The organism is Micromonospora sp. Llam0 (assembly GCF_003751085.1).
GTDB lineage: Bacteria > Actinomycetota > Actinomycetes > Mycobacteriales > Micromonosporaceae > Micromonospora_E.
Genome location: NZ_RJJY01000002.1, coordinates 662,051 through 679,525 on the forward strand (window position 1 = coordinate 662,051; position 17,475 = coordinate 679,525).

General features: G+C 70.2%; 20 protein-coding genes and 1 tRNA gene. 10 read left to right on the top strand and 11 right to left on the bottom strand.

What is annotated here, in order from left to right; genetic code table 11:
- Positions 1–41: 41 nt before the first annotated feature.
- Together EDC02_RS30140 and EDC02_RS30145 are read right to left on the bottom strand one after the other, a co-directional pair.
- Positions 42–434, bottom strand: a complete 393-nt coding sequence (locus tag EDC02_RS30140; protein WP_148083698.1) for a hypothetical protein — start codon at positions 432–434, stop codon at positions 42–44.
- 135 nt (positions 435–569) lie between these two features.
- Positions 570–797, bottom strand: a complete 228-nt coding sequence (locus EDC02_RS30145; RefSeq protein WP_233606516.1) for a winged helix-turn-helix domain-containing protein — start codon at positions 795–797, stop codon at positions 570–572.
- Positions 798–1,229: 432 nt separating this feature from the next.
- Here EDC02_RS30145 and EDC02_RS30150 point away from each other — a divergent pair, with 432 nt between their 5' ends.
- From EDC02_RS30150 to EDC02_RS30175, 7 genes are all read left to right on the top strand, one after another.
- Complete coding sequence (locus EDC02_RS30150) at positions 1,230–2,123, top strand: ABC transporter substrate-binding protein (protein WP_158632367.1); 894 nt, start codon at positions 1,230–1,232, stop codon at positions 2,121–2,123.
- On the top strand, positions 2,120–2,929 hold the full coding sequence (locus EDC02_RS30155; protein ID WP_123605688.1) for an ABC transporter permease: 810 nt from the start codon (positions 2,120–2,122) through the stop codon (positions 2,927–2,929). The genes EDC02_RS30150 and EDC02_RS30155 overlap by 4 nt, the downstream gene beginning before the upstream one ends.
- A 69-nt stretch (positions 2,930–2,998) precedes the next feature.
- A complete protein-coding gene (locus EDC02_RS30160; protein WP_123605689.1) occupies positions 2,999–3,811 on the top strand; it encodes a class I SAM-dependent methyltransferase in 813 nt (270 codons plus the stop codon).
- Between the two features lie 69 nt (positions 3,812–3,880).
- Complete coding sequence (locus EDC02_RS30165) at positions 3,881–4,060, top strand: hypothetical protein (RefSeq protein ID WP_123605690.1); 180 nt, start codon at positions 3,881–3,883, stop codon at positions 4,058–4,060.
- A 16-nt stretch (positions 4,061–4,076) separates the two neighbouring features.
- A complete protein-coding gene (locus EDC02_RS39850; RefSeq protein ID WP_148083699.1) occupies positions 4,077–4,277 on the top strand; it encodes a hypothetical protein in 201 nt (66 codons plus the stop codon).
- Positions 4,234–4,488 (top strand): hypothetical protein, encoded by a 255-nt coding sequence (locus EDC02_RS30170; RefSeq protein WP_123605691.1) that lies wholly within the window; start codon positions 4,234–4,236, stop codon positions 4,486–4,488. Before EDC02_RS39850 ends, EDC02_RS30170 begins: the two co-directional genes overlap by 44 nt.
- Positions 4,485–5,348 carry a hypothetical protein gene (locus EDC02_RS30175; RefSeq protein WP_123605692.1) on the top strand — a complete coding sequence of 288 codons (864 nt, stop codon included), beginning with the start codon at positions 4,485–4,487 and terminating at the stop codon, positions 5,346–5,348. The genes EDC02_RS30170 and EDC02_RS30175 overlap by 4 nt, the downstream gene beginning before the upstream one ends.
- Before the next feature lie 259 nt (positions 5,349–5,607).
- On the opposite strand, the gene EDC02_RS30180 is transcribed toward EDC02_RS30175, so the two are convergent.
- The 3 genes from EDC02_RS30180 to EDC02_RS30195 all read right to left on the bottom strand — a co-directional run bounded on the left by EDC02_RS30180 (position 5,608) and on the right by EDC02_RS30195 (position 7,929).
- Entirely contained in the window at positions 5,608–5,925 is a 318-nt protein-coding gene (locus tag EDC02_RS30180) for a winged helix-turn-helix transcriptional regulator (RefSeq protein ID WP_370461616.1), read from the bottom strand.
- A gap of 594 nt (positions 5,926–6,519) precedes the next feature.
- Positions 6,520–6,846, bottom strand: coding sequence for a helix-turn-helix transcriptional regulator (locus EDC02_RS30190; RefSeq protein WP_123605695.1), 327 nt, complete (start codon positions 6,844–6,846; stop codon positions 6,520–6,522).
- Complete coding sequence (locus EDC02_RS30195; protein WP_233606518.1) at positions 6,847–7,929, bottom strand: site-specific integrase; 1,083 nt, start codon at positions 7,927–7,929, stop codon at positions 6,847–6,849.
- A 151-nt stretch (positions 7,930–8,080) separates the two neighbouring features.
- On the opposite strand from EDC02_RS30195, the gene EDC02_RS30200 reads away from it, so the two are divergent.
- From EDC02_RS30200 to EDC02_RS30210, 3 genes are read left to right on the top strand one after another with little or no spacing between them, the layout of a single operon-like run.
- The gene (locus tag EDC02_RS30200; RefSeq protein WP_370461585.1) at positions 8,081–9,412 is read left to right on the top strand and encodes a DNA methyltransferase; all 1,332 of its coding nucleotides are present in this window, start codon (positions 8,081–8,083) and stop codon (positions 9,410–9,412) included.
- Complete coding sequence (locus EDC02_RS30205; protein WP_123605696.1) at positions 9,409–9,618, top strand: AlpA family transcriptional regulator; 210 nt, start codon at positions 9,409–9,411, stop codon at positions 9,616–9,618. The genes EDC02_RS30200 and EDC02_RS30205 overlap by 4 nt, the downstream gene beginning before the upstream one ends.
- A 3-nt stretch (positions 9,619–9,621) precedes the next feature.
- Positions 9,622–10,839: a site-specific integrase gene (locus EDC02_RS30210; RefSeq protein ID WP_123605697.1), complete on the top strand. Its 1,218-nt coding sequence runs from the start codon at positions 9,622–9,624 to the stop codon at positions 10,837–10,839.
- Between the two features lie 168 nt (positions 10,840–11,007).
- Here the strand turns inward: EDC02_RS30210 and EDC02_RS30215 are convergent.
- From EDC02_RS30215 to EDC02_RS30240, 6 genes are all read right to left on the bottom strand, one after another.
- Positions 11,008–11,081: transfer RNA gene (locus EDC02_RS30215), tRNA-Ala, on the bottom strand.
- Positions 11,082–11,197: 116 nt separating this feature from the next.
- Positions 11,198–12,028, bottom strand: coding sequence for a hypothetical protein (locus EDC02_RS30220; RefSeq protein WP_123605698.1), 831 nt, complete (start codon positions 12,026–12,028; stop codon positions 11,198–11,200).
- Between the two features lie 149 nt (positions 12,029–12,177).
- Positions 12,178–12,819 (bottom strand): GNAT family N-acetyltransferase, encoded by a 642-nt coding sequence (locus EDC02_RS30225; RefSeq protein WP_123605699.1) that lies wholly within the window; start codon positions 12,817–12,819, stop codon positions 12,178–12,180.
- Positions 12,816–14,135, bottom strand: coding sequence for a gephyrin-like molybdotransferase Glp (glp, locus tag EDC02_RS30230; RefSeq protein ID WP_123605700.1), 1,320 nt, complete (start codon positions 14,133–14,135; stop codon positions 12,816–12,818). The genes EDC02_RS30225 and glp overlap by 4 nt, the downstream gene beginning before the upstream one ends.
- A complete protein-coding gene (locus EDC02_RS30235) occupies positions 14,132–15,091 on the bottom strand; it encodes a UTP--glucose-1-phosphate uridylyltransferase (RefSeq protein WP_123605701.1) in 960 nt (319 codons plus the stop codon). The genes glp and EDC02_RS30235 overlap by 4 nt, the downstream gene beginning before the upstream one ends.
- Positions 15,092–15,100: 9 nt before the next feature.
- Positions 15,101–17,458, bottom strand: a complete 2,358-nt coding sequence (locus tag EDC02_RS30240) for a diguanylate cyclase (protein WP_123605702.1) — start codon at positions 17,456–17,458, stop codon at positions 15,101–15,103.
- Positions 17,459–17,475 lie beyond the last annotated feature (17 nt).

Below are 17,475 nucleotides of genomic sequence, written 5' to 3' on the forward strand. Positions count from 1 at the left end.
GGCGACCGCGCCGGGGGCCAGCTGCCATCTCGGTCCCACCGTTACTGAACCGGTCCCTGCCGCCGCAGCGACCGGGATCTGCCGCCGGTGGTGTCGATGTCCGCCTGTCCGGTGATGTCGCGCCCCGCGACCACCGCGCCCGGAGCGACCCCGGACTGCAGCATCGACGACAAGCCACCAGCCGCAGGGGACGGATTGGTCCGGACCCGGCCACCGAGGTCCCGACCCGCCATCACCGCACCAGCACCGATTCGCCAGTGTACTTCCGACACTCCTCCGGCCAACCAGCCCGCTACCAACGCCCCGACCAGTGTCAACATCCCTGCCGCGAGCCACCACTGCCAGCCGCCCTGCAACCTGTTGATAACCGCGCTGTTCGCGGCCGCGAGCACCACCGCGATGCCTGCGGCCCAGGCAACTCGCCGACCAGACATGCATTCACCCCATGATCACCAGAAGCGTCGGAGCTGATACCGGGAGTCAGATCGTAGTCGGAACGAGCAACCTCTGCTGGAGCACCCGACTTGGCCCGGCAAGCGCCGAGCGGTCGAAAGGTCGAGTGTCACGGGTCACCGGACGTAGACGCCTCGGCCTTGGTGGCCCTGAAGGACGCCCCGCTCCTGGAGACGTGCGAGGGCTTGGCGGACGGTGGGTGCTGAGCATTCGTACTGTTCGCTGAGTTCCGCTGTGGATGGGATCTTGTCCCCGGGTTTGAGGTCACCGGTGGCAATGGCGGACTCGATGTCGCGCATGATCCGGCGGAAGACCGGCTCTGCGGGCTGGGAGGGGGTCGGCACGGCAGGCTCCTCGCGTAGGTGAAGCCATCGCATCACGCCTGACCTGTGTTGGCAAGTAAACCAAGTGCTCCGTGTTGACTTGTCTTGCTTAGCAATCTAGGTTTTCGGTCTGGTTGAGGTGTCACCTCGCGTAGGGGCTGAGGCGGGACACCTCGACCGCGGCCTGCCCTCCTATGCCTGGGCGTCCCCCGTCGTCGAGGACGGGAGGGCAGGCCATCCCGTTCTGCCTTGCTGCGGCTTCCTGGCGTCCGCGCCCTTCATGCACGAGTACACCCCGACATGTATTGCTAAGTAGATGAGGTTCTGATGGTGCGTACGATCACCCGTCGCCGGCTACTCGCCGGTGGTGCCGTTGTCGCGGCTGGGGTAGCTGCCTCGGCTTGCGGTCGGTTGCCCGCTCCCGGCCCCGCCTCCGTGCAGACGGTCAGAGTGTTGACGGGTGCCGGGTTCCAGGGGCGGGAAGCGCCGCTGCTGGTGGCGCGGGCGCAGGGTTGGTTCCGTGACGAGGGCCTGGCCGTGGAGGTGCTGCCGGGCAAGGGGTCGGGCGAGAACCTGAAGCTGCTGGCGGCCGGACAGGTCGACGTGGCGACGCTGGACGTGAACGCCGCGATGATCGAGGCCAGCGCACCCGGCGGCATCCGGGACTTCCGGCTGACATCGGTGCTGCACCAGCGGAACCTGGCGTGTTTCGTGGCGTTGGCGTCGTCGGGGATCCGCACGCCGGGTGATCTGGCGGGCCGGCGGTTGTCGTACCTGCCGGGCGGCATCAACCATGTTCTGTTCCCGACGTATGCACAGCTGGCCGGCTTCGACCCCTCGGGTGTGCAGTGGGTGGGCAACCCGGTGCCGGCCCAGCACGCAGCGCTGCTCGCCGAAGGAAGAGTCGACGCCATCAGCCAGTTCGTGCCGGCGGTGGAGTCGGTGCGATCCGTCGCGAAGCAGGACCTGTCGGTGCTGCCGTTCGCTGACTGGATCGGTGACCTGCACGGCTCGGCGATGGCCGTCTCCACAGCGACCGCGACCAACCTTGCCGCCGTGGTCCGCCGGTTCAACCGGGCACTGCTACGCGGGCTGGACTACTGCATGAGCCATCCCGACCAGGCAGGCAAGGCGTACGCGTCACAGCCAGAGACGCAGGGCCAGCAGGCCCACCTCGCCACCGCCGAACTGACCGCGCTGCGCGGCTACGTCACCCCGGCAGAAGGACGCCTCGGCCACTTCGACGAGGCGAGGGTGGCCCGCAACATCGCGATCCTGCATGGTGCAGGTGCCATACCCGTTGGTCTGGTGCCGTCGGACATCATCGCCCCGGACCTCGTCCCATGAACCGGCGCATGCCGCCGATGCCGAGTCTCGCCTCGGCTGTCACCGCGCGGCTGTGGATGGTAGTCGCGGGAGCCTGCCCGCCGGTTCTCGGTGTGGCCGGGCTGGTCGCCGTCTGGTGGGCCGCCGTCGAGGTGTCCGGCGTGGCCGACTATGTTGTGCCGCCGCCCTTCGCGGTCGCCGCCGTGATCCGCGACCAGCCCGGCTACCTGTTCCACCACGCCAGCGTCACCCTCACCACAGCGATGGCCGGCTACACCATCGCCGCCGTCACGGCGATCATGCTCGGCACTGTCCTGGCCATGTCCCGGCCACTAGCGCGGGCACTCACCCCGACCCTGCTGGTCCTCAGCGTGCTACCGAAACCCGCCCTGGTGCCGGTGCTGATCATCGCCCTCGGCTTCGGCGCCGGGCCGAAAATCGTCCTGGTCTGGCTGATGTGCTTCCTCCCGATCGCCCTCGCGACAGCCACCGGTCTGACGGCCACCCCGGCGGATCTGGTCGAGCTGGCCCGATCCCTGACCGCCTCCCGCTGGCAGACGTTCGTCAAGGTCCGACTGCCGGCCGCACTACCGCACCTGTACTCCGGGCTGCGGATCGCGTTACCCCTCGCCCTGATCGGCGCCATCGTGTCGGAGTTGTTCGGCGGGCTCGCCGGGCTCGGCGTCGTCATCCAGCACGCCGGAACCCGCGCCGACATGGCCTTCGCCGCCATCGCGGTCCTCGCCGCCATGAGCACCGCGATGTACGGGCTACTCACCGCAGCCTGCGCCAGGGCGGCGCCGTGGGTCCCGCACACAACCGCCTGACCCCGGGCACGCTCACCCGTCCAACGGGTCCAGGCCGTGCCGCCGACCCTATGTCTAAAGGAGACAGCTGTGACCACGTCCACCTACCTGTTCGGCGACGCCCCACCCGACACCCGCGACGACAACGCGGTCATGCTCGACGCCCTGGCCGGCATGCTCGACCCGTTCTCCCGCCGGCAGCTGCGCCGGGTCGGAGTCCGCGCCGACGCCCGATGCCTCGTCGTCGCCGTCGGAGCCAGCTGCATCGCCGCAACCCTCGCCGAGATGGCCCCGCACGGCGACATCGCCGCCACCGACATCGACCTCACCCCGAGCCGCCGGCACCCCCGCATCCGGCTGATCCGCCACAACATCGTCACCGACCCGTTGCCCGACGACGGCTACGACCTCATCCACGTCCGGCTTCTCCTCGCGCACCTGCCTACCGACCAGCGCACCGCCGTACTCACCCGGCTCGTCGACGCCCTCACCCCCGGCGGACTGCTCATCGTTGAAGAGTTCGAACCCACCTGGCGCAGCTCCGTGCTGTCCGCCCCGGACCCCGACGAGGCCGACCGGCTTTTCGCCGCCTACCACCGGGCGTTCGGGGCCGTGCTCACCGGCTCCGGCAACGACCTGACGTGGGGTCGCCGCGCGCACCACGCGATGCGTGCTCTCGGCCTGCACGTCGACACGAACGGCCACACCGGTACGTGGACCGGCGGGCAACCCGGCTGCCTCCTGCCCTACGCCACCGCCGGAGTCATCCGCGACCGGCTCACCGCCGCCGGCATGACCCCCGACGACATCGACGCCTTCCGCACGCTTCTGCTCCACCCCGACCTGGTGGTCAAAGGCAACCTCGCCCTGTCCCACGTCGGCCGCGCCCCCACCGGCAGTTGACATGGCCGCCGAGTACCGCCTCTACACCACGACAACCACGCGGGTCACCGACGTGCTGAAGACGAACGGATGACCGCCCCCGTCGCCGTCGCGGTCGGCATCATCTTGCTCGCCATCGCTGTCCTCCACGCCGGCAACAGCGTGGCCTGGGCCTACGCCAAATACCGGGCCCGGCGACTTCTCACCGCCGGACTCCTCGTCCTCGCCGCCGTCATCATCCTGCGCCACCACACCGGCGAACCCGAATGAGCCCTACCCACGCTGCATGCCCACAAGCCCCGGAGACGACGCGACCCTCGTCCACGACGAACAGATCGTCCTGCACCAGCGCGACGGCCACATCGCCATCAACACCGACTGGCCCGGCTGGCACGAAATCCCGACCCTCCACTGGTACCGCGACGGATTCCTTGGACAGAGCCATGCCGACCAGCGCCACCTTCCGCGGCGAAACCCTCAATCGTGAGCAGGTCATCGACCTCCTCACCCGACGCCGCACCAATCCCGTCAGCGTCCGCCTCGGTGAGCACTACCTCGTCGGAGTCGTCAACGTCGCCTACGACCCCGGACACGACGAGATCGTGCTCGACCTGGACCCCATCGCTCTGTCCGACATCCTCACCATCCTCACCACCGACCGCACCCACCTCTCCGTACCGAGGACACCCAGCACATGATCCCCTACCTACAGCTCACCACTGGTCGTCGGCGACGCCTCGTCCTCCAGACGCCAATCAGCTTCTACCGCCACCCCGACAGCGGGCAGCGAATCGTCGTCGTCGCCACGCACCACTACGCCGAGCCCGCCTACTATCGAGAACTCCTGCACGACATCGACTGCTACCAACAGGACGGATACGTCGTCCATTACGAAAACGCCCAGTACCAGACCCCCGGCGACGAACCCACCCAGGCAGAGCAGTCCGTCCTCGACGACCTCAACGCCCTACGCGACCTCGAAACCGTCCGGATGGCCCCTCTCGGCTGGGTACGCCAACCCAGCCTGCTCCACCACCCCACCTGGCAGCGAAAAGACCTCACTGACCTCGACGTCATCCGTCAGGCCGGCACCGACGCCATGACCCACTACCTCACCACCCGACGCGCCCTGTTCGACTGGCCCGACCAGCAGGTCTGGCGACTCAGCCGCGTCTACGCCTTCTTCGCCCTCAGTACCCGCCTGATCGCCTCCTCTGCGGCGAAGAACACCGTTCCCCGACCCCACCGCGACCCCCGCATGCGGGCCGTCGCCCAGGTTCTCACCGACACCCGCACCGCCCTCGCCCTCGACGCCGCCGTGACGACCACCGAAGACACCGTCATGATCTGGGGCGCAGCCCACCTCCCCGGCATCCATACCGGCCTCACCGCCGCCGGGCACCACCTCGACGGCGACCCACAATGGCGCACCGTCGGCTACCTTCCCTCGATCGCCGCCTCCGCCCTGCGCTACCTCCTCCGACAACCACCCGCCATGCACCCGCGCTACCACCACGCCACGCCTGCCGCGCCCCTCGGCCCCGCGCCCACCAAGTGAGTCATCCAGGCCCCGAGCCCTGACTCAGGCGGGCGCCCAGTCCGGGAGCCGAGATCAGCCGTGATTCAAAACCAGTAGCCTGCTGTGGGCGGCGCGGGACCATGTCGATCTCCCGCAAGAGTCGACCGCGCCGCCCACCACCCGAGTCCGCCCGTCGCTTTGTCGGTCTCCCCTTTAAGCCCGGCGCTACCTTCACAGGATCTCTACCAGGTTTGCGATCTTCGCGAACTCGCAAGGACTCCTGTAGCTGACGCCTGAGTCAGGGCTTGGGACTGGCGCGATGCTGTCTGCTCCAACGTTTGATCTCCTCGAGGAGACCGACCAATTCCTCGCCCCCGGGAGTCAGCCGGTAGTCCGCGCTGTCGTCCTCCTGGTGGTGCTCGACGAGATCTTGGGCGCGCAGGTAGGTCAGTGTGTCGGTGAGCGTACGGGCATGCACGGTGGAAGGGCTGGCCTGCGACACCGCGTGATGCAGGTTGGAGTACCGGAGGGGTCCGTCGTGAAGAGCGTTCAAGATCGCAACGGACAGCTTTCGTTTCGCCAGGATGCCCAGTAGGAGTTCCAGTTCGTTTGTCAGCGCAACTCACCTCCCCAGGGCCACGAGCGCGCGACGCACCGACAGCACAGTGTATGTGATCACGCAAGTTGCATTGAAGGATCTGCACCAACGGCTGAACGTTGTCTACAAAGAGCGGCCGGCAGCAGGCGCCTCGACGCGAGGACAATTCTCACAAAAGCTGCTATTTCGGACCGAAACCTCTCGATCGAAAGGTGCCGGTCGTCGATGACCGCGAGGTCAACCACTGATGAAGCCGGAGCAAGTGACCAAAAATTGCCTCGCCCTTGACAGTTAGGCAGAAGAGAGTCTTGCCGCAGGGCTCGTCGTCCAAGCTGCCGCCATCTTGAGCGACCAGGAGGCCCTCGGCGGCCATCCCTCTCAGCAGCGCGACCGGACCTTGCGTCCCGGCGGCGATCTGCGCGAAGCTAGCGGTGCCGCCCCTCGCCTGCATTGTTTTCGGTGGCAGGCTCCGCACTCGCCAGCAGGCCATCGGCGGGCGAAGTCCCAGCACGGATGGCATAGCCCGTTGTTGAAGCCACGACCCCACGCCAGACAGGTCAGGCAGCTGCGCAGGTGGCGGCCGGGCACGCCGCGTGGGCTCATCAGCGGTACTCAGGTCGGCGGCAGCGAACGGCCGTCACGGCGACGGGGCACCACGGCCAACGGCGGCGCGCCGGCCGCCGCCGTCATCGGCTGCTCGCCGTGGCCGGGCTGGGGAACCTTGCCCGGCTCCGGTATCAGCAGCTCGCCGACCTGGCAGCCGAGCACCGCGCAGATCACGTTCAAGTCGTCGAGTTTGATCGACGCGGGTCGGCCCGACCACAGCCCGGACATCTTGCCCGCCGAGATGACCAAGCCTCGTTCGGCGAGCATCCGCTGCAGCTCCGACGCTTTCCAGATGCCGCGGTTGGCCGCCGCGAGTCGCAGATTCCACCGCATTCAGATCAGTCCTTCCAACCGCTGGGCGGCCCGCTGCTGCCCGGCGACCCAGGCGTCCTCGATCCGGGTTCGATGCACGTGGACGTAGCGCATGGTGGTGGCCACCCACGAGTGGCCGAGCAGTTCCTGGATCGAGATCAGGTCCACCCCGGACAGGTACAGCTGCGACGCGCAGAAATGCCTCAGCACATGCGGCGTCAGCGTGTCCGCCCAGGCCGGGAGATGACTGGCCGCAGCTGTGGCCAAACCCTGCCGCAACGCGTCGTCACCGACCCGCCGGCACGAGCCGTCACCGTTCCTGCGCTCCGACGGGAACAGCGGCGCCCCGGGCCGGGTGTGGTCGGCGTCGAACTGGCCCCACACGTCCTCGATGAACCAGCGCAGCGTTCGGCCGGCATGGTTGACCAGCGGCACCATCCGCTCTCGAGGGCCGGAACCACGCGATCCCTTGCCGTGACGGACGTGCAGCTTGCCGAACCGGCCCAGATCCCACTTCACGTCAGTCAGGTCCAGGCTGCGCGCTTCGTTGATCCGCAACCCGACCTCGGCCATCAACCGAGCCGCCGCGTAGTTCCGCGCGGCCGGCGCGAACTTGCGACAGGTAGCCAGCTCGCCCGCCCAATCGGCAAACAGCTGCGCCACCTCCGCCTCCGAGGGAGGAATACGCAGCCGGGCGTCCTTACGGCCGCGAGGCCGGTTCATCTCGTCGATCGGGCACTGCACCACCCGGCCGGTCAACGCGTGGATCTCGACCTTGTGCCGCAACTCGAGGAACGCGAAGTAGGTCGTCAACGCCTGCGCCCTCGCCAGCCGCGTCCCGCTGGCCGCGTCGCGTAACACCCGACCGAAGTACGCGTCGGCGTCGACCGGCTCCATCTCCCACAGCGGCCGGTCGAACCAGGCGCGGGCCTGCTCCAAGTGGCCCACATCGGCGCGCACCGTCGCGTCGGCCAGCCCGGCCGAAGCCCTCGCCAGCACGAACCCGGCCAGCACATCAGTTTCGAACTCCACCAGCTCGGACGCCGACGCCGGCCCACGGCGCTCCCGCAGATCCCGCACCGCTGCCAGCGCCAACCCGAGCACCCCACCTTCACCGAAACAGCCGAAAGGCCAACCACCGTGCAAACGCTTCAGAATCCCCGAAGTTACGTCGAAACCACCCAGACGACCCCGACAAGCGATCCACCCAGCCAGAAGCACTCCCGCCCGTTCACCACCCCAACGAACTCGCGGGATGTCGCACACACCGGTGAGGAGAACGCCCGTGCCTGAGTCCCGTCCGCCGTTCCACCTCGGCGACCCCCACGACTCCGCATCGCCGTACCCCAGCGTCTCCGACCTGGCGGCGCTGCTCGCCGAGGGCTACCTCGGCTCGGTCTGGCTCACCGGCCAAACCGCATCGCGTGACCTTCGGCGCGGCCGATACACCCCGGAGTCGTTGACGCACCCCGGCAAGATGCTGCCGACCATCCCCCGGTACGCCATCCGCACCTACACCAACCCCAGTGACGTCGTGCTCGACCCGATGGCCGGCATCGGCACCACCGTCATCGAGGCCATGCACCTCGGCCGTCACGGCGTCGGCGTCGAGTACGAAGCCGAATGGGTCGCCAAGGCAGCCGACAACATCCGCCACACCGTCCAGACCGGGGCACCAGGCCGGGGCGAGATCTACCACGGCGACTCGACCGCGCTGCCGGCGCTGCTGCCGGCGAGCCTGCACGGGCGGGTCTCGTTGGTGATCACCTCGCCGCCGTACGGGCCGTCCACCCACGGCCACGTCCGCACCCCAGGCCCGAGACGCGGCAAGGTCCGCAAGATCAACCACAAGTACGGCGGCACGGACAACCTCGCCTACCGCAGCCACGGCCAACTCGCTGACGGGTTCACCGCGATCCTCGCCGGCTGCCGCCAGCTCCTGCGTCCCGGCGGACACGTCGTCGTCACCGCCCGGCCCTACCGCCGCCACGGCGAACTCATCGACATCCCCGGCATGGTCGCCGCCGCCGGCATCAACGCCGGACTCGAACTCGTCGAAGAGTGCATCGCCCTCATCTGCGGCGTCCGCGACGGCGTGATCATCCCCCGCGCCTCCTTCTTCCAGCAGAAGAACACCCGCGACGCCATCGCCACCGGCGACCCGCAATGGCTCGTCCAGCACGAAGACGTTTTGATCCTCAAAGCCCCACTGATCTCCACGAGTTCGGCCGAACCGACGCACTCGCGACGCGAATCCATACTCGGTCAGCCGCCCGCCCTCGGGCACCACCCGACATCGCCTCAGCCAGTCACCGGCGACGCCCGCCGTGATCACAGGCTTGATGCCTTAACCCCACCACGCGTGGATCGACGTCCACAACCGGTGCCCCCCACCAACGCGGGTGGCACCACCGCACCCCCGGCCCACCCGGGCCGGGACGCTGAAAGGACATCCGACCCGTGCCTTCCCGACCCACGTCCCATACCAGGGTCCGTACGACCAGATGCCACCTACCACCGGCGGTCTACCGACAACGACAGGGCGACCCGGCAGCCCGGCCCATCCGACGCGGCAGGCCACCGATGACCGCGCCGACCACCGCCGAATGGCGACCCGACCCGCTCCTGACCATCGATGACGTCGCCACCTGGCTCGGCAAGCCGAAGAACACCCTCTACGCCTGGCACAGCCGAGGCAAAGGACCCCGCGCCATCCGAGTCGGCAACACCCTGCGCTACCGACGCAGCGAGGTCGAACACTGGCTCGACGCCCACACCGACCCGGAGCGCTGAGCCATGGCCCGACCCCCACTCCCGATCGGCACCTGGGGCAACATCCGCACCGAGAAGCTCGGCCCCAACCGATACTGCGCCCGAACCCGATTCCGCGACCACGACGGCAAGACCCGCGATGTCGAAGCCACCGGCACCACCGGCCCCGCCGCCACCCGGGCACTCAAGGAGAAGCTGCGCGACCGCGCCACCCCGAACGACGACGAGATCACCAGGGACACCCACGTCAGCACCCTGGCCAGCCTGTGGATCGAGGAGATCACCGCAGAGGAACGTGTCGCACCGCAGACCATCAACAATTACAAGACCAGTCTGGGAACCTCGATCCTGCCCAGCATGGGCAACCTGCGCATCCGAGAGGCCACCGTCGGGCGCATCGACAAGTTCCTGCGTGAGGTCGCCAAGACCCGCCCGGCAGCGGCCAAGAACGCGAAGGTCGTCCTCGGGCAGATGTTCGCCTTGGCGGTACGCCGTGGTGCGCTCACGACCAACCCCGTCAGGGAAACCGGTCGCCTTCGCAAGCCACGCCGCACCGTGCGCGCCCTCGAAGTCGAACACTTGGAAGGCGTCCGCGCGGCGATCCGCCAGTGGCAACAGCCCACACCCGGCAAGCCGGGGCCTCGGCACAGCGGCGACCTGGCCGACATCGTCGACCTCATGCTCGCCACCGGTGCCCGCATCGGCGAGATCCTGGCCGGGCGGTGGGAAGACGCGGACCTCGCCGCCGAACTCCCGACCGTGACCATCTGCGGCACGATCGTCTACCTCAAGGGCAAGGGCTTCTTTCGACAGGAGTGGACTAAGAGTGACGCCGGATACCGGACTGTCATTCTGCCCCGATTCGCGGTCGGGATGCTGCTGGCCCGCAAGCTCACCGCCGCCGACAACCCCCACGACGCGATCTTCGCCTCCCGGCGCGGCACCTGGTTGTCCCCACACAACGTGCGCCGCCAGTGGCGGCAAGCCCGCGCCGACACCGGCCTCGAATGGGTGACCCCACACACCTTCCGCAAGACGGTCGCCACCCTCATCGACAAGGAGGCCGACGCCAAGAGCGCCGCAGCCCAACTCGGGCACGCCAGCGAGGACGTCACCAACACGTTTTACATCGTCAAACCCGCTCTTGCCCCGGACAGCTCCCACATCCTCGAACAGCTCGGTGCCAGCCCGACGACAGCCGGTCCCGACCGCCCAGGCGATAGACCGCCCCCGGCAACCTAGACGCTCGCGGGCGAACGTCTGATGGCCCCCAAGCCGGGCAGACCCACCCGCCCACGAACGCGACCGCGCCCACACGTTTGTGGGGGGTTTCCGGGGGGTGATTCAAAATTACATAGACAAACTTTAAGGCCCTGACCGGCGTTGTTGCTGGTCAGGGCCTTAAGTATGTGGAGCTGAGGGGATTCGAACCCCTGACCCCCTCGATGCGAACGAGGTGCGCTACCGGACTGCGCCACAGCCCCAGAATCGGGTGACCCGCTGCCAGACCAGCAGTGGACCGGCGACAAGGCTAACAGGTCGGGCACCCGACACGCGAACCACTCCCCGGTCAAGGCCGGGACGGCCCGCCCGGCGCCGGTCAGGACCGGCCGTCGTAGCTGCGGCCGGCTTCGTAGGCCCGGCCCCGCAGGCCACCCGTACGGCGGTAGGAGACCGACCCGCCCACCCCGCCACCGCTGGCCGCAGCCGGCAGGTCACGCGGCCGGTCCAGGCCCATCGCGGCGCGACGCATCACCTCCCGCTGGGCGGCCAGCCGGCGCTGCTGCTCCCGGCGGGCGGCGGCCCGGCGGGCCTGCTCACGGCGCACCTCGGCCTGCCGGGCGGCCAGCCAGGCCGCTTCCCGGGCACGTTGCCGACGGCGACGGCGATCGGCGATCGCCCGGTTGCGCAGATGCACCAGGTACACGGCGAGCAGCAGCGCGGTGACCGCGAAGCTGATCCAGAAGCCGGGCCCGACCACCAGCACGCCGATCAGCTCGACCAGGTTGAGCAGCAGCAACGCGGCGAAGACCCGGCGGCGGCGGACCACCGCCGGGGTGTGCCGACGAGCCGGGGCACGGCGCGGTCGGACGCCGACGGTCGGGACGAGCCGCAGCCGGCCGCCCCGTCGACCGGCACCTGGTCGACCGGCGGCCGGCGGCGGAGCGGACGGATCGTTGAACGACCCGGCGTCGGACGCCGTACCACCTTCCGGACCGGCAGCGCGACGCACCGTGAGCCGTCGGGGCGGGTTGACCGGCCGTTTGCCGGGCACGGTGCGACGACGACGGCGGCGTTGCAGCACCCGCGCCGTCGACTGCGCCCGCTCCGCCACCAGGCGCTCGGTAGCGTCGTACCGACGGACCAGCGCCGGTGCGAGGGCGAGCAGCCCGGCGGCGGCGAGGACGGCGAGGAGCACCGAGGTCGGCACCCTCACCCCTCCCGTCACCCCGAGGCAACCCGCCGCCCATGCACGGACATGAAAGGCTTGATAGGTTGCCGTACCTTCTCGTTACTTGAGGTTACGGGCGTCCGACCAGGAATTTTGTACGCCGCGCCGACCAGGGCCGGCGGTTGTGTTCAGTGGGCGCTGGCCTGCAGCCGTCGCCAGCGGGCCAGCAGTCCCCCTTCGACCAGCACATCCTCGCTGGTCAGGGCATATCCGATGTGGTCACGCCAGGCACCGTCGATGTGCATGTAACGATGATGGTAGGACTCCTCACGGAAACCCAGCTTCTCGACTACACGCCGTGACGGAATGTTCTCCGGTCGGACGTTGACCTCGATCCGGTGCAGTCCGCCGGCGGCGAAGGCGTGGTCCACCGCCAGGGCCAACGCGGTCGGGATCACTCCCCGCCCGGCGACCGCCGCGTCCACCCAGTAGCCGGCGTAGCCGGAGCAGAACGCCCGCCGCACGATGTTGCCGATGTTCAGGTGGCCCACCAGCCGCTCGGCACCCGCCTCGACCAGACAGACCGCGAACGGCATGCTCTCACCGCGCCGCGACTGTCGACGCTGGTCACGGTAGAGATACCGGAACGCGTCCGGCGAGTTCAGCTCGTGCCACGGCCCCGGCGGCGCCGGCTCCCACGGGGCCAGCCAGGGCTGGTTGCGCCGCCGGACCGCCGACCAGTCGGCGGCGTCACTGCGACGGTACGGGCGCAGCAGCACCGGACCGTCGGTGAGCACCACCGGCCAGCCCGGGGCCTCGTCCCCGATCACCGCTGCCGGTCCAGCAGCAACACGTCGACGGTGGAGCCGGCGGCGGCGGTGGTCACCCGCTCACCGAGCACCAGCAGGCCGTTCGCCTCGGCCAGCCCGGACAGGGTGAACGGCCCGCCGGGCAGCGGCTGCACGGTGTAGCCGCCGCCGCGCCGCTCCGCGACGTTGGCCGGGCGGAACTCCCGCAGGCCGACCGGCGACGACACGGTCTCCAGCAGATGGGCACGCACACTCGGCCGGAACACCGGCTCGGCACCGGCCAGCAGCTGGATCACCGGCCGGGCCAGCACCTCGAACCCGACCAGCGCGGAGCCGGGCTCCCCGGGCAGGCAGACCACGGGCACCTCCTCGGCTCCGACCGTACCGAATCCGAGGGCTGTTCCGGGATAGAGCGCGACCTCGGTGAAGGTGACCGGTCCGGCGCGGCCCCCCTCCCGCCGGGAAAAGATCCGCCGGACCATGTCGCCGGGCCCGGTGCCGGTGCCGCCGGTGGTGATGATCAGATCGGCCCGCATCGCCTGATCCTCGAGCAGCCCCCGCAGCCCCTCCGGATCGTCGTCACAGATACCCACCCGGTACGCCAGCGCGCCCACCTCGGCGACAGCGGCGGTGAGCGCGTGCGAGTTCGCGTCCACCACCTGCCCCGGCTGGCTGCTACGGCCCACGTCAACCAGCTCGTCACCGGTCGCCACGATCACCACCCGAGGGCTGGGCCGGACCACCACGTGCCCGATCCCGGTGGCGGCGAAGACCGCCACCATCGCCGGCGTCACGTACGAGCCGGCGCGGGCCAGGACCGCCCCGGCCGGCAGTTCGTCGCCGGCCCGCCGCAGCCCGGACCCACGCCTCGGCACCTGGAAGATCTCCACCGCGGCCATGCCCTGATCGGTCCAGTCGATCGGCACCACCACGTCGGCGGCGATCGGCAACGGCGCCCCGGCCGCCACCGAGAAGCAGGTGCCCGGGGTCAGCCGGACCGGCCGCCAGCTCGCCGCGCCCAGGTCGCCCACCACGTTGAGGCGCACCGAGCGGGGCACGGCCGGGGTCGCCGACCGGCTGGCCGGGATCACCTTGCTCCCCCGGCCGGCCGAGGCGATGTCCTCCCAGCGTGCCGCGTAACCGTCGATGACGGCCTGGTCGAACGCGGGAAAGGCGTGCGGCGCCACGACATCCTCGGCAAGGAGGTTGCCGTGCGCCTGGGTCAGGTCGAGGTCGAGCGGCGGCAGCGGCCGAATCCTGCGCAGCACACTGCCCAGGTATTCGGCGAGCGGCGTCAGCTCGTTGAAGGCCGCCTCGGCACCGGCCGTCGCGGTCATGTAGAGGGCACCCCTGGCGCGTCGGCCACGAACTCCTTCAGCCATGCCCGGAACTCGTCACCGAGTCCTTCCCGCTGACAGGCGATCTGCACCACGGCCTGCAGGTAGCCCAGCGGCGCCCCGGTGTCGTAGCGGGTGCCCCGGTAGACGATGCCGTGCACCGGTGTCCCCTCGGCCAGCAGCATCGCCATCGCGTCGGTCAGCTGAATCTCGCCGCCGCTGCCCGGCTTGGTCCGCTTGATCGCCTCGAAGATGCTCGGCGGCAGCACATAGCGGCCCAGCACCGCGAGGTTGCTCGGCGCCTCCTCAGCCGACGGCTTCTCCACCAGCCCGGTCACCCGGACGATCTCGGCACCGTTCTGCACCGACTCGGCGGCCGGTTCGACCGACGCGATGCCGTACCGCTTGGTTTCGGCCGGCGGCACCTCCATGAAGGCCAGCACGATCCCGCCGGCTCGGGCCTGCAGGTCGATCATGGCCGGCAGCAGCGGGTCGTTCTCGTCGACGAACTCGTCGCCGAGCAACACCGCGAACGGTTCGTTGCCGACGTGGCTCTGCGCACAACCCACCGCGTGACCCAGTCCGAGCGGCTCGTGCTGGCGGCAGGTGTAGATCTCGGCCAGCTCGCTCGGCCGCCGAATCGCGGCCAGCCGCTCCTGGTCGCCCTTGTCGGCGAGCCGGCCTTCCAGGTAGGGCTGCCGGTCGAAGTGGTCGACCATGGAGGTCTTGCCGCGCCCGGTGATCAGCAGGACGTCGCTGATCCCGGCGGCGGTGGCCTCCTCGACGATGTACTGCAGGACCGGCCGGTCGACCAGCGGGAGAAGTTCCTTCGGTACGGCCTTGGTGGCCGGCAGGAACCGGGTGGCGAGCCCGGCGGCGGGGATGACCGCCTTCACCGCCCGCTGATCCGCGTTGGCGGTGGGGGTCGTTGCTGGGGTGGCTGCATGCTCCGACATGCCGCGAGACTATCGGCCACGGGTCTGTCGCGGCGGGTGTGGCCCGAAAGACGCGCCGCCGCCCCGCGACGGTCCGCCCTCCGGGGTGGCCGCGCCGCCGCCCGCCGGTACCCGGGTCGGCCTGGCCGCCGCCCGGTCGGCGACGTGGAAAATGTCCCGGCCAGCCGCTTTCGCGGCGTACAGCGCGTCGTCGGCGGCGTCGAGGACCTCCTCGCCGTCGCTGGCGTGGTCCGGATAGACGGCAATGCCGATCGATACCGTGACGGACACGCTGGCGTGCCCGCGTCGGCCGGCCCCGGCGTACGGCTCGACCCGGATCGGGCGGTCGCGGATCGCGGCGCAGAGCCGCTCCGCGACGGTCGCCGCGCCGCGCACGTCGGTCTCCGGCAGCAGCACCACGAACTCCTCACCGCCCTGCCGGAAGGCCAGGTCGACCTCGCGGATCTCGGCCCGTATCCGGCGGGCGAACTCGACCAGGACGCTGTCCCCGGCGGCGTGCCCGTACGTGTCGTTGATGTCCTTGAACCGGTCCAGGTCGAGCACGAGTACGGCGAGCATCCGGCCGAACCGGTTGGCCCGTTCGATCTCCCGGTGGATCGACTCCCGCAGATGCCGGTAGTTCCACAGCCCGGTCAGCGGGTCGGTCACCGACAGCCGCTCAGCTTCCTTGTGCATCCGTACGTTGTTGACCGCCACCGCCGCGTGCCCGGCGAAGGTCCGCAGCGTCATCAGGTCGGCGTCGTCGAACTCGTCGCCGCCGAGCCGGTCGTAGACGGCCAGGACACCGAACGCGGCGGGCGCACCCGGACCGTGCCGGCCGGGGGGACGCTGGCCACCCGCCCCGGGCACCCCCACGCCGAGCTCGTCGGTCCAGTTCGGCACCGAGAAGGGCACCGCGACATAGGTCCGGCAGGCCGGCTCGTACGCCGACAGGGCCGGACCGTCGCGTTCGATCCGCCCCCGTTTCGGCTGACCGCTGACGGCCACGGTGCCGAGCAGTCCACTGCCGAGTGGCACGTGCAGCGTCCCGTCCGGGCCCACCTGGCTTGCGGCCGCGTCCGGTCCCGCCGGCTGATCGGCAGCCGGACCGGTGCCGGCCGACGTGGTGGCCGGGGTCGTCCGGTTGGACGACTGGCCGACCAGTACCCCGGCCGCCGGGTCGAGCACCAGTACGGCACCGTCCCTCGCCCCGGTCGCGGCCAGCGCGGTCTGCAGGATCACCCGCAGGATGCGCTGCAGATCGTGGGTGCTCGACAGGGTGTCGCCCAGGATCGTCAGCTGGCCGCGCAGCTGGTCCCGGCTCGCGGTCAGGGCCTGCACGTACGCCTGTGCCTCACGGGTCATCCGGTTGAAGATGGTGGCCAGCTCGCTCACCTCGTCGGAGCCACGTACCGGGACCCGCGCGGCCAGGTCACCGTCGACCACCCGGCTCGCGGCGTCGGCGAGCTCGGCCAGTGGCTGCGTGGTGGACCGGGCCAGCCACCAGGCGGCGACCACCGCGAGCAGTCCGGCCAGGACGACCGTCGCCACCAGCACCGCGTACAGGCCGGACAGCTGGTCCCGTGGGGTGGACAGCGCCATCGGCAACAGCTGGCCGTCGTCCGGGCCCAGCCGGCGCACCTGCCGGCCGCCGTCGGTCCAGCTGGTCCCGCCGTCGGCGAGCCGGCCGGCGGTGGCCACCACGTTGCCCCGCACCTCGGACGGCTCGGTGCTGTGCACCACCGTGGCCCGGTCGGTGCCGGCGAGCAGGGTGATGCCCACGCCGGTCGACGCGGCGAGCCGGGCGACGAGGTCGGCGTCCAGCAGCTTGACCGCTGACACCTGACCGACCAGGGCGTCGTTCTCGTCCCGGACCTCGGCGAACGCCGCGAGGGTCGGCATCGCCCCGCTGCCACCGGTGCCGTCCGGCGGCCCCGTGCCGTCCGGCGACCCGGTGCCGGTGTCGGCCGGTGGCGCCTGCCACGACTGTCCACTACCGGTGCTGCCAGTTCCACCGTTGTCGTCCCGCTCGCTCGCGCAGTCGACCCAGGGCGCCGACGGCGGGTCGGCGGTGGCCACGATCGACGCACCGTCCGGGCCGGTCACCTGGACCGCGGAGGCGAGGCCGCGGGCCACCGCCTGATCTGCGGCGACGGCCAGTCGGGCCGGATCGGGCAGCAGCAGAGCCACCGCGCCCGCGGCAGCCTCCAGCTGGCTGCACAGCGCGTTGACCGAAGTGCCGACGCTGGCGGTGGCCAGGTCGAGGCGTTCGGTGGAACGGCTCTGCCCGACCGCCGCGACGGTCGCGCCGACGAAGAACGCCCCGAGCAGGACCGGTCCGAGCACGACCGTGAGGAAAGCGGTGGTCAACCGTCCGCGCAGGGTCACGCTTCCCCCAGAGGATT

What these genes read in the sequence shown, in the direction of transcription:
- EDC02_RS30190 (WP_123605695.1), bottom strand. Translation starts at nt 6,846, where the DNA reads ATGCGGTGGAATCTGCGACTCGCGGCGGCCAACCGCGGCATCTGGAAA.
- EDC02_RS30165 (WP_123605690.1), top strand. Translation starts at nt 3,881, where the DNA reads ATGACCGCCCCCGTCGCCGTCGCGGTCGGCATCATCTTGCTCGCCATC.
- EDC02_RS30200 (WP_370461585.1), top strand. Translation starts at nt 8,081, where the DNA reads ATGTCGCACACACCGGTGAGGAGAACGCCCGTGCCTGAGTCCCGTCCG.
- EDC02_RS30235 (WP_123605701.1), bottom strand. Translation starts at nt 15,091, where the DNA reads ATGTCGGAGCATGCAGCCACCCCAGCAACGACCCCCACCGCCAACGCG.
- EDC02_RS30140 (WP_148083698.1), bottom strand. Translation starts at nt 434, where the DNA reads ATGTCTGGTCGGCGAGTTGCCTGGGCCGCAGGCATCGCGGTGGTGCTC.
- EDC02_RS30175 (WP_123605692.1), top strand. Translation starts at nt 4,485, where the DNA reads ATGATCCCCTACCTACAGCTCACCACTGGTCGTCGGCGACGCCTCGTC.
- glp (WP_123605700.1), bottom strand. Translation starts at nt 14,135, where the DNA reads ATGACCGCGACGGCCGGTGCCGAGGCGGCCTTCAACGAGCTGACGCCG.
- EDC02_RS30205 (WP_123605696.1), top strand. Translation starts at nt 9,409, where the DNA reads ATGACCGCGCCGACCACCGCCGAATGGCGACCCGACCCGCTCCTGACC.
- EDC02_RS30170 (WP_123605691.1), top strand. Translation starts at nt 4,234, where the DNA reads ATGCCGACCAGCGCCACCTTCCGCGGCGAAACCCTCAATCGTGAGCAG.
- EDC02_RS30155 (WP_123605688.1), top strand. Translation starts at nt 2,120, where the DNA reads ATGAACCGGCGCATGCCGCCGATGCCGAGTCTCGCCTCGGCTGTCACC.
- EDC02_RS39850 (WP_148083699.1), top strand. Translation starts at nt 4,077, where the DNA reads ATGCCCACAAGCCCCGGAGACGACGCGACCCTCGTCCACGACGAACAG.
- EDC02_RS30210 (WP_123605697.1), top strand. Translation starts at nt 9,622, where the DNA reads ATGGCCCGACCCCCACTCCCGATCGGCACCTGGGGCAACATCCGCACC.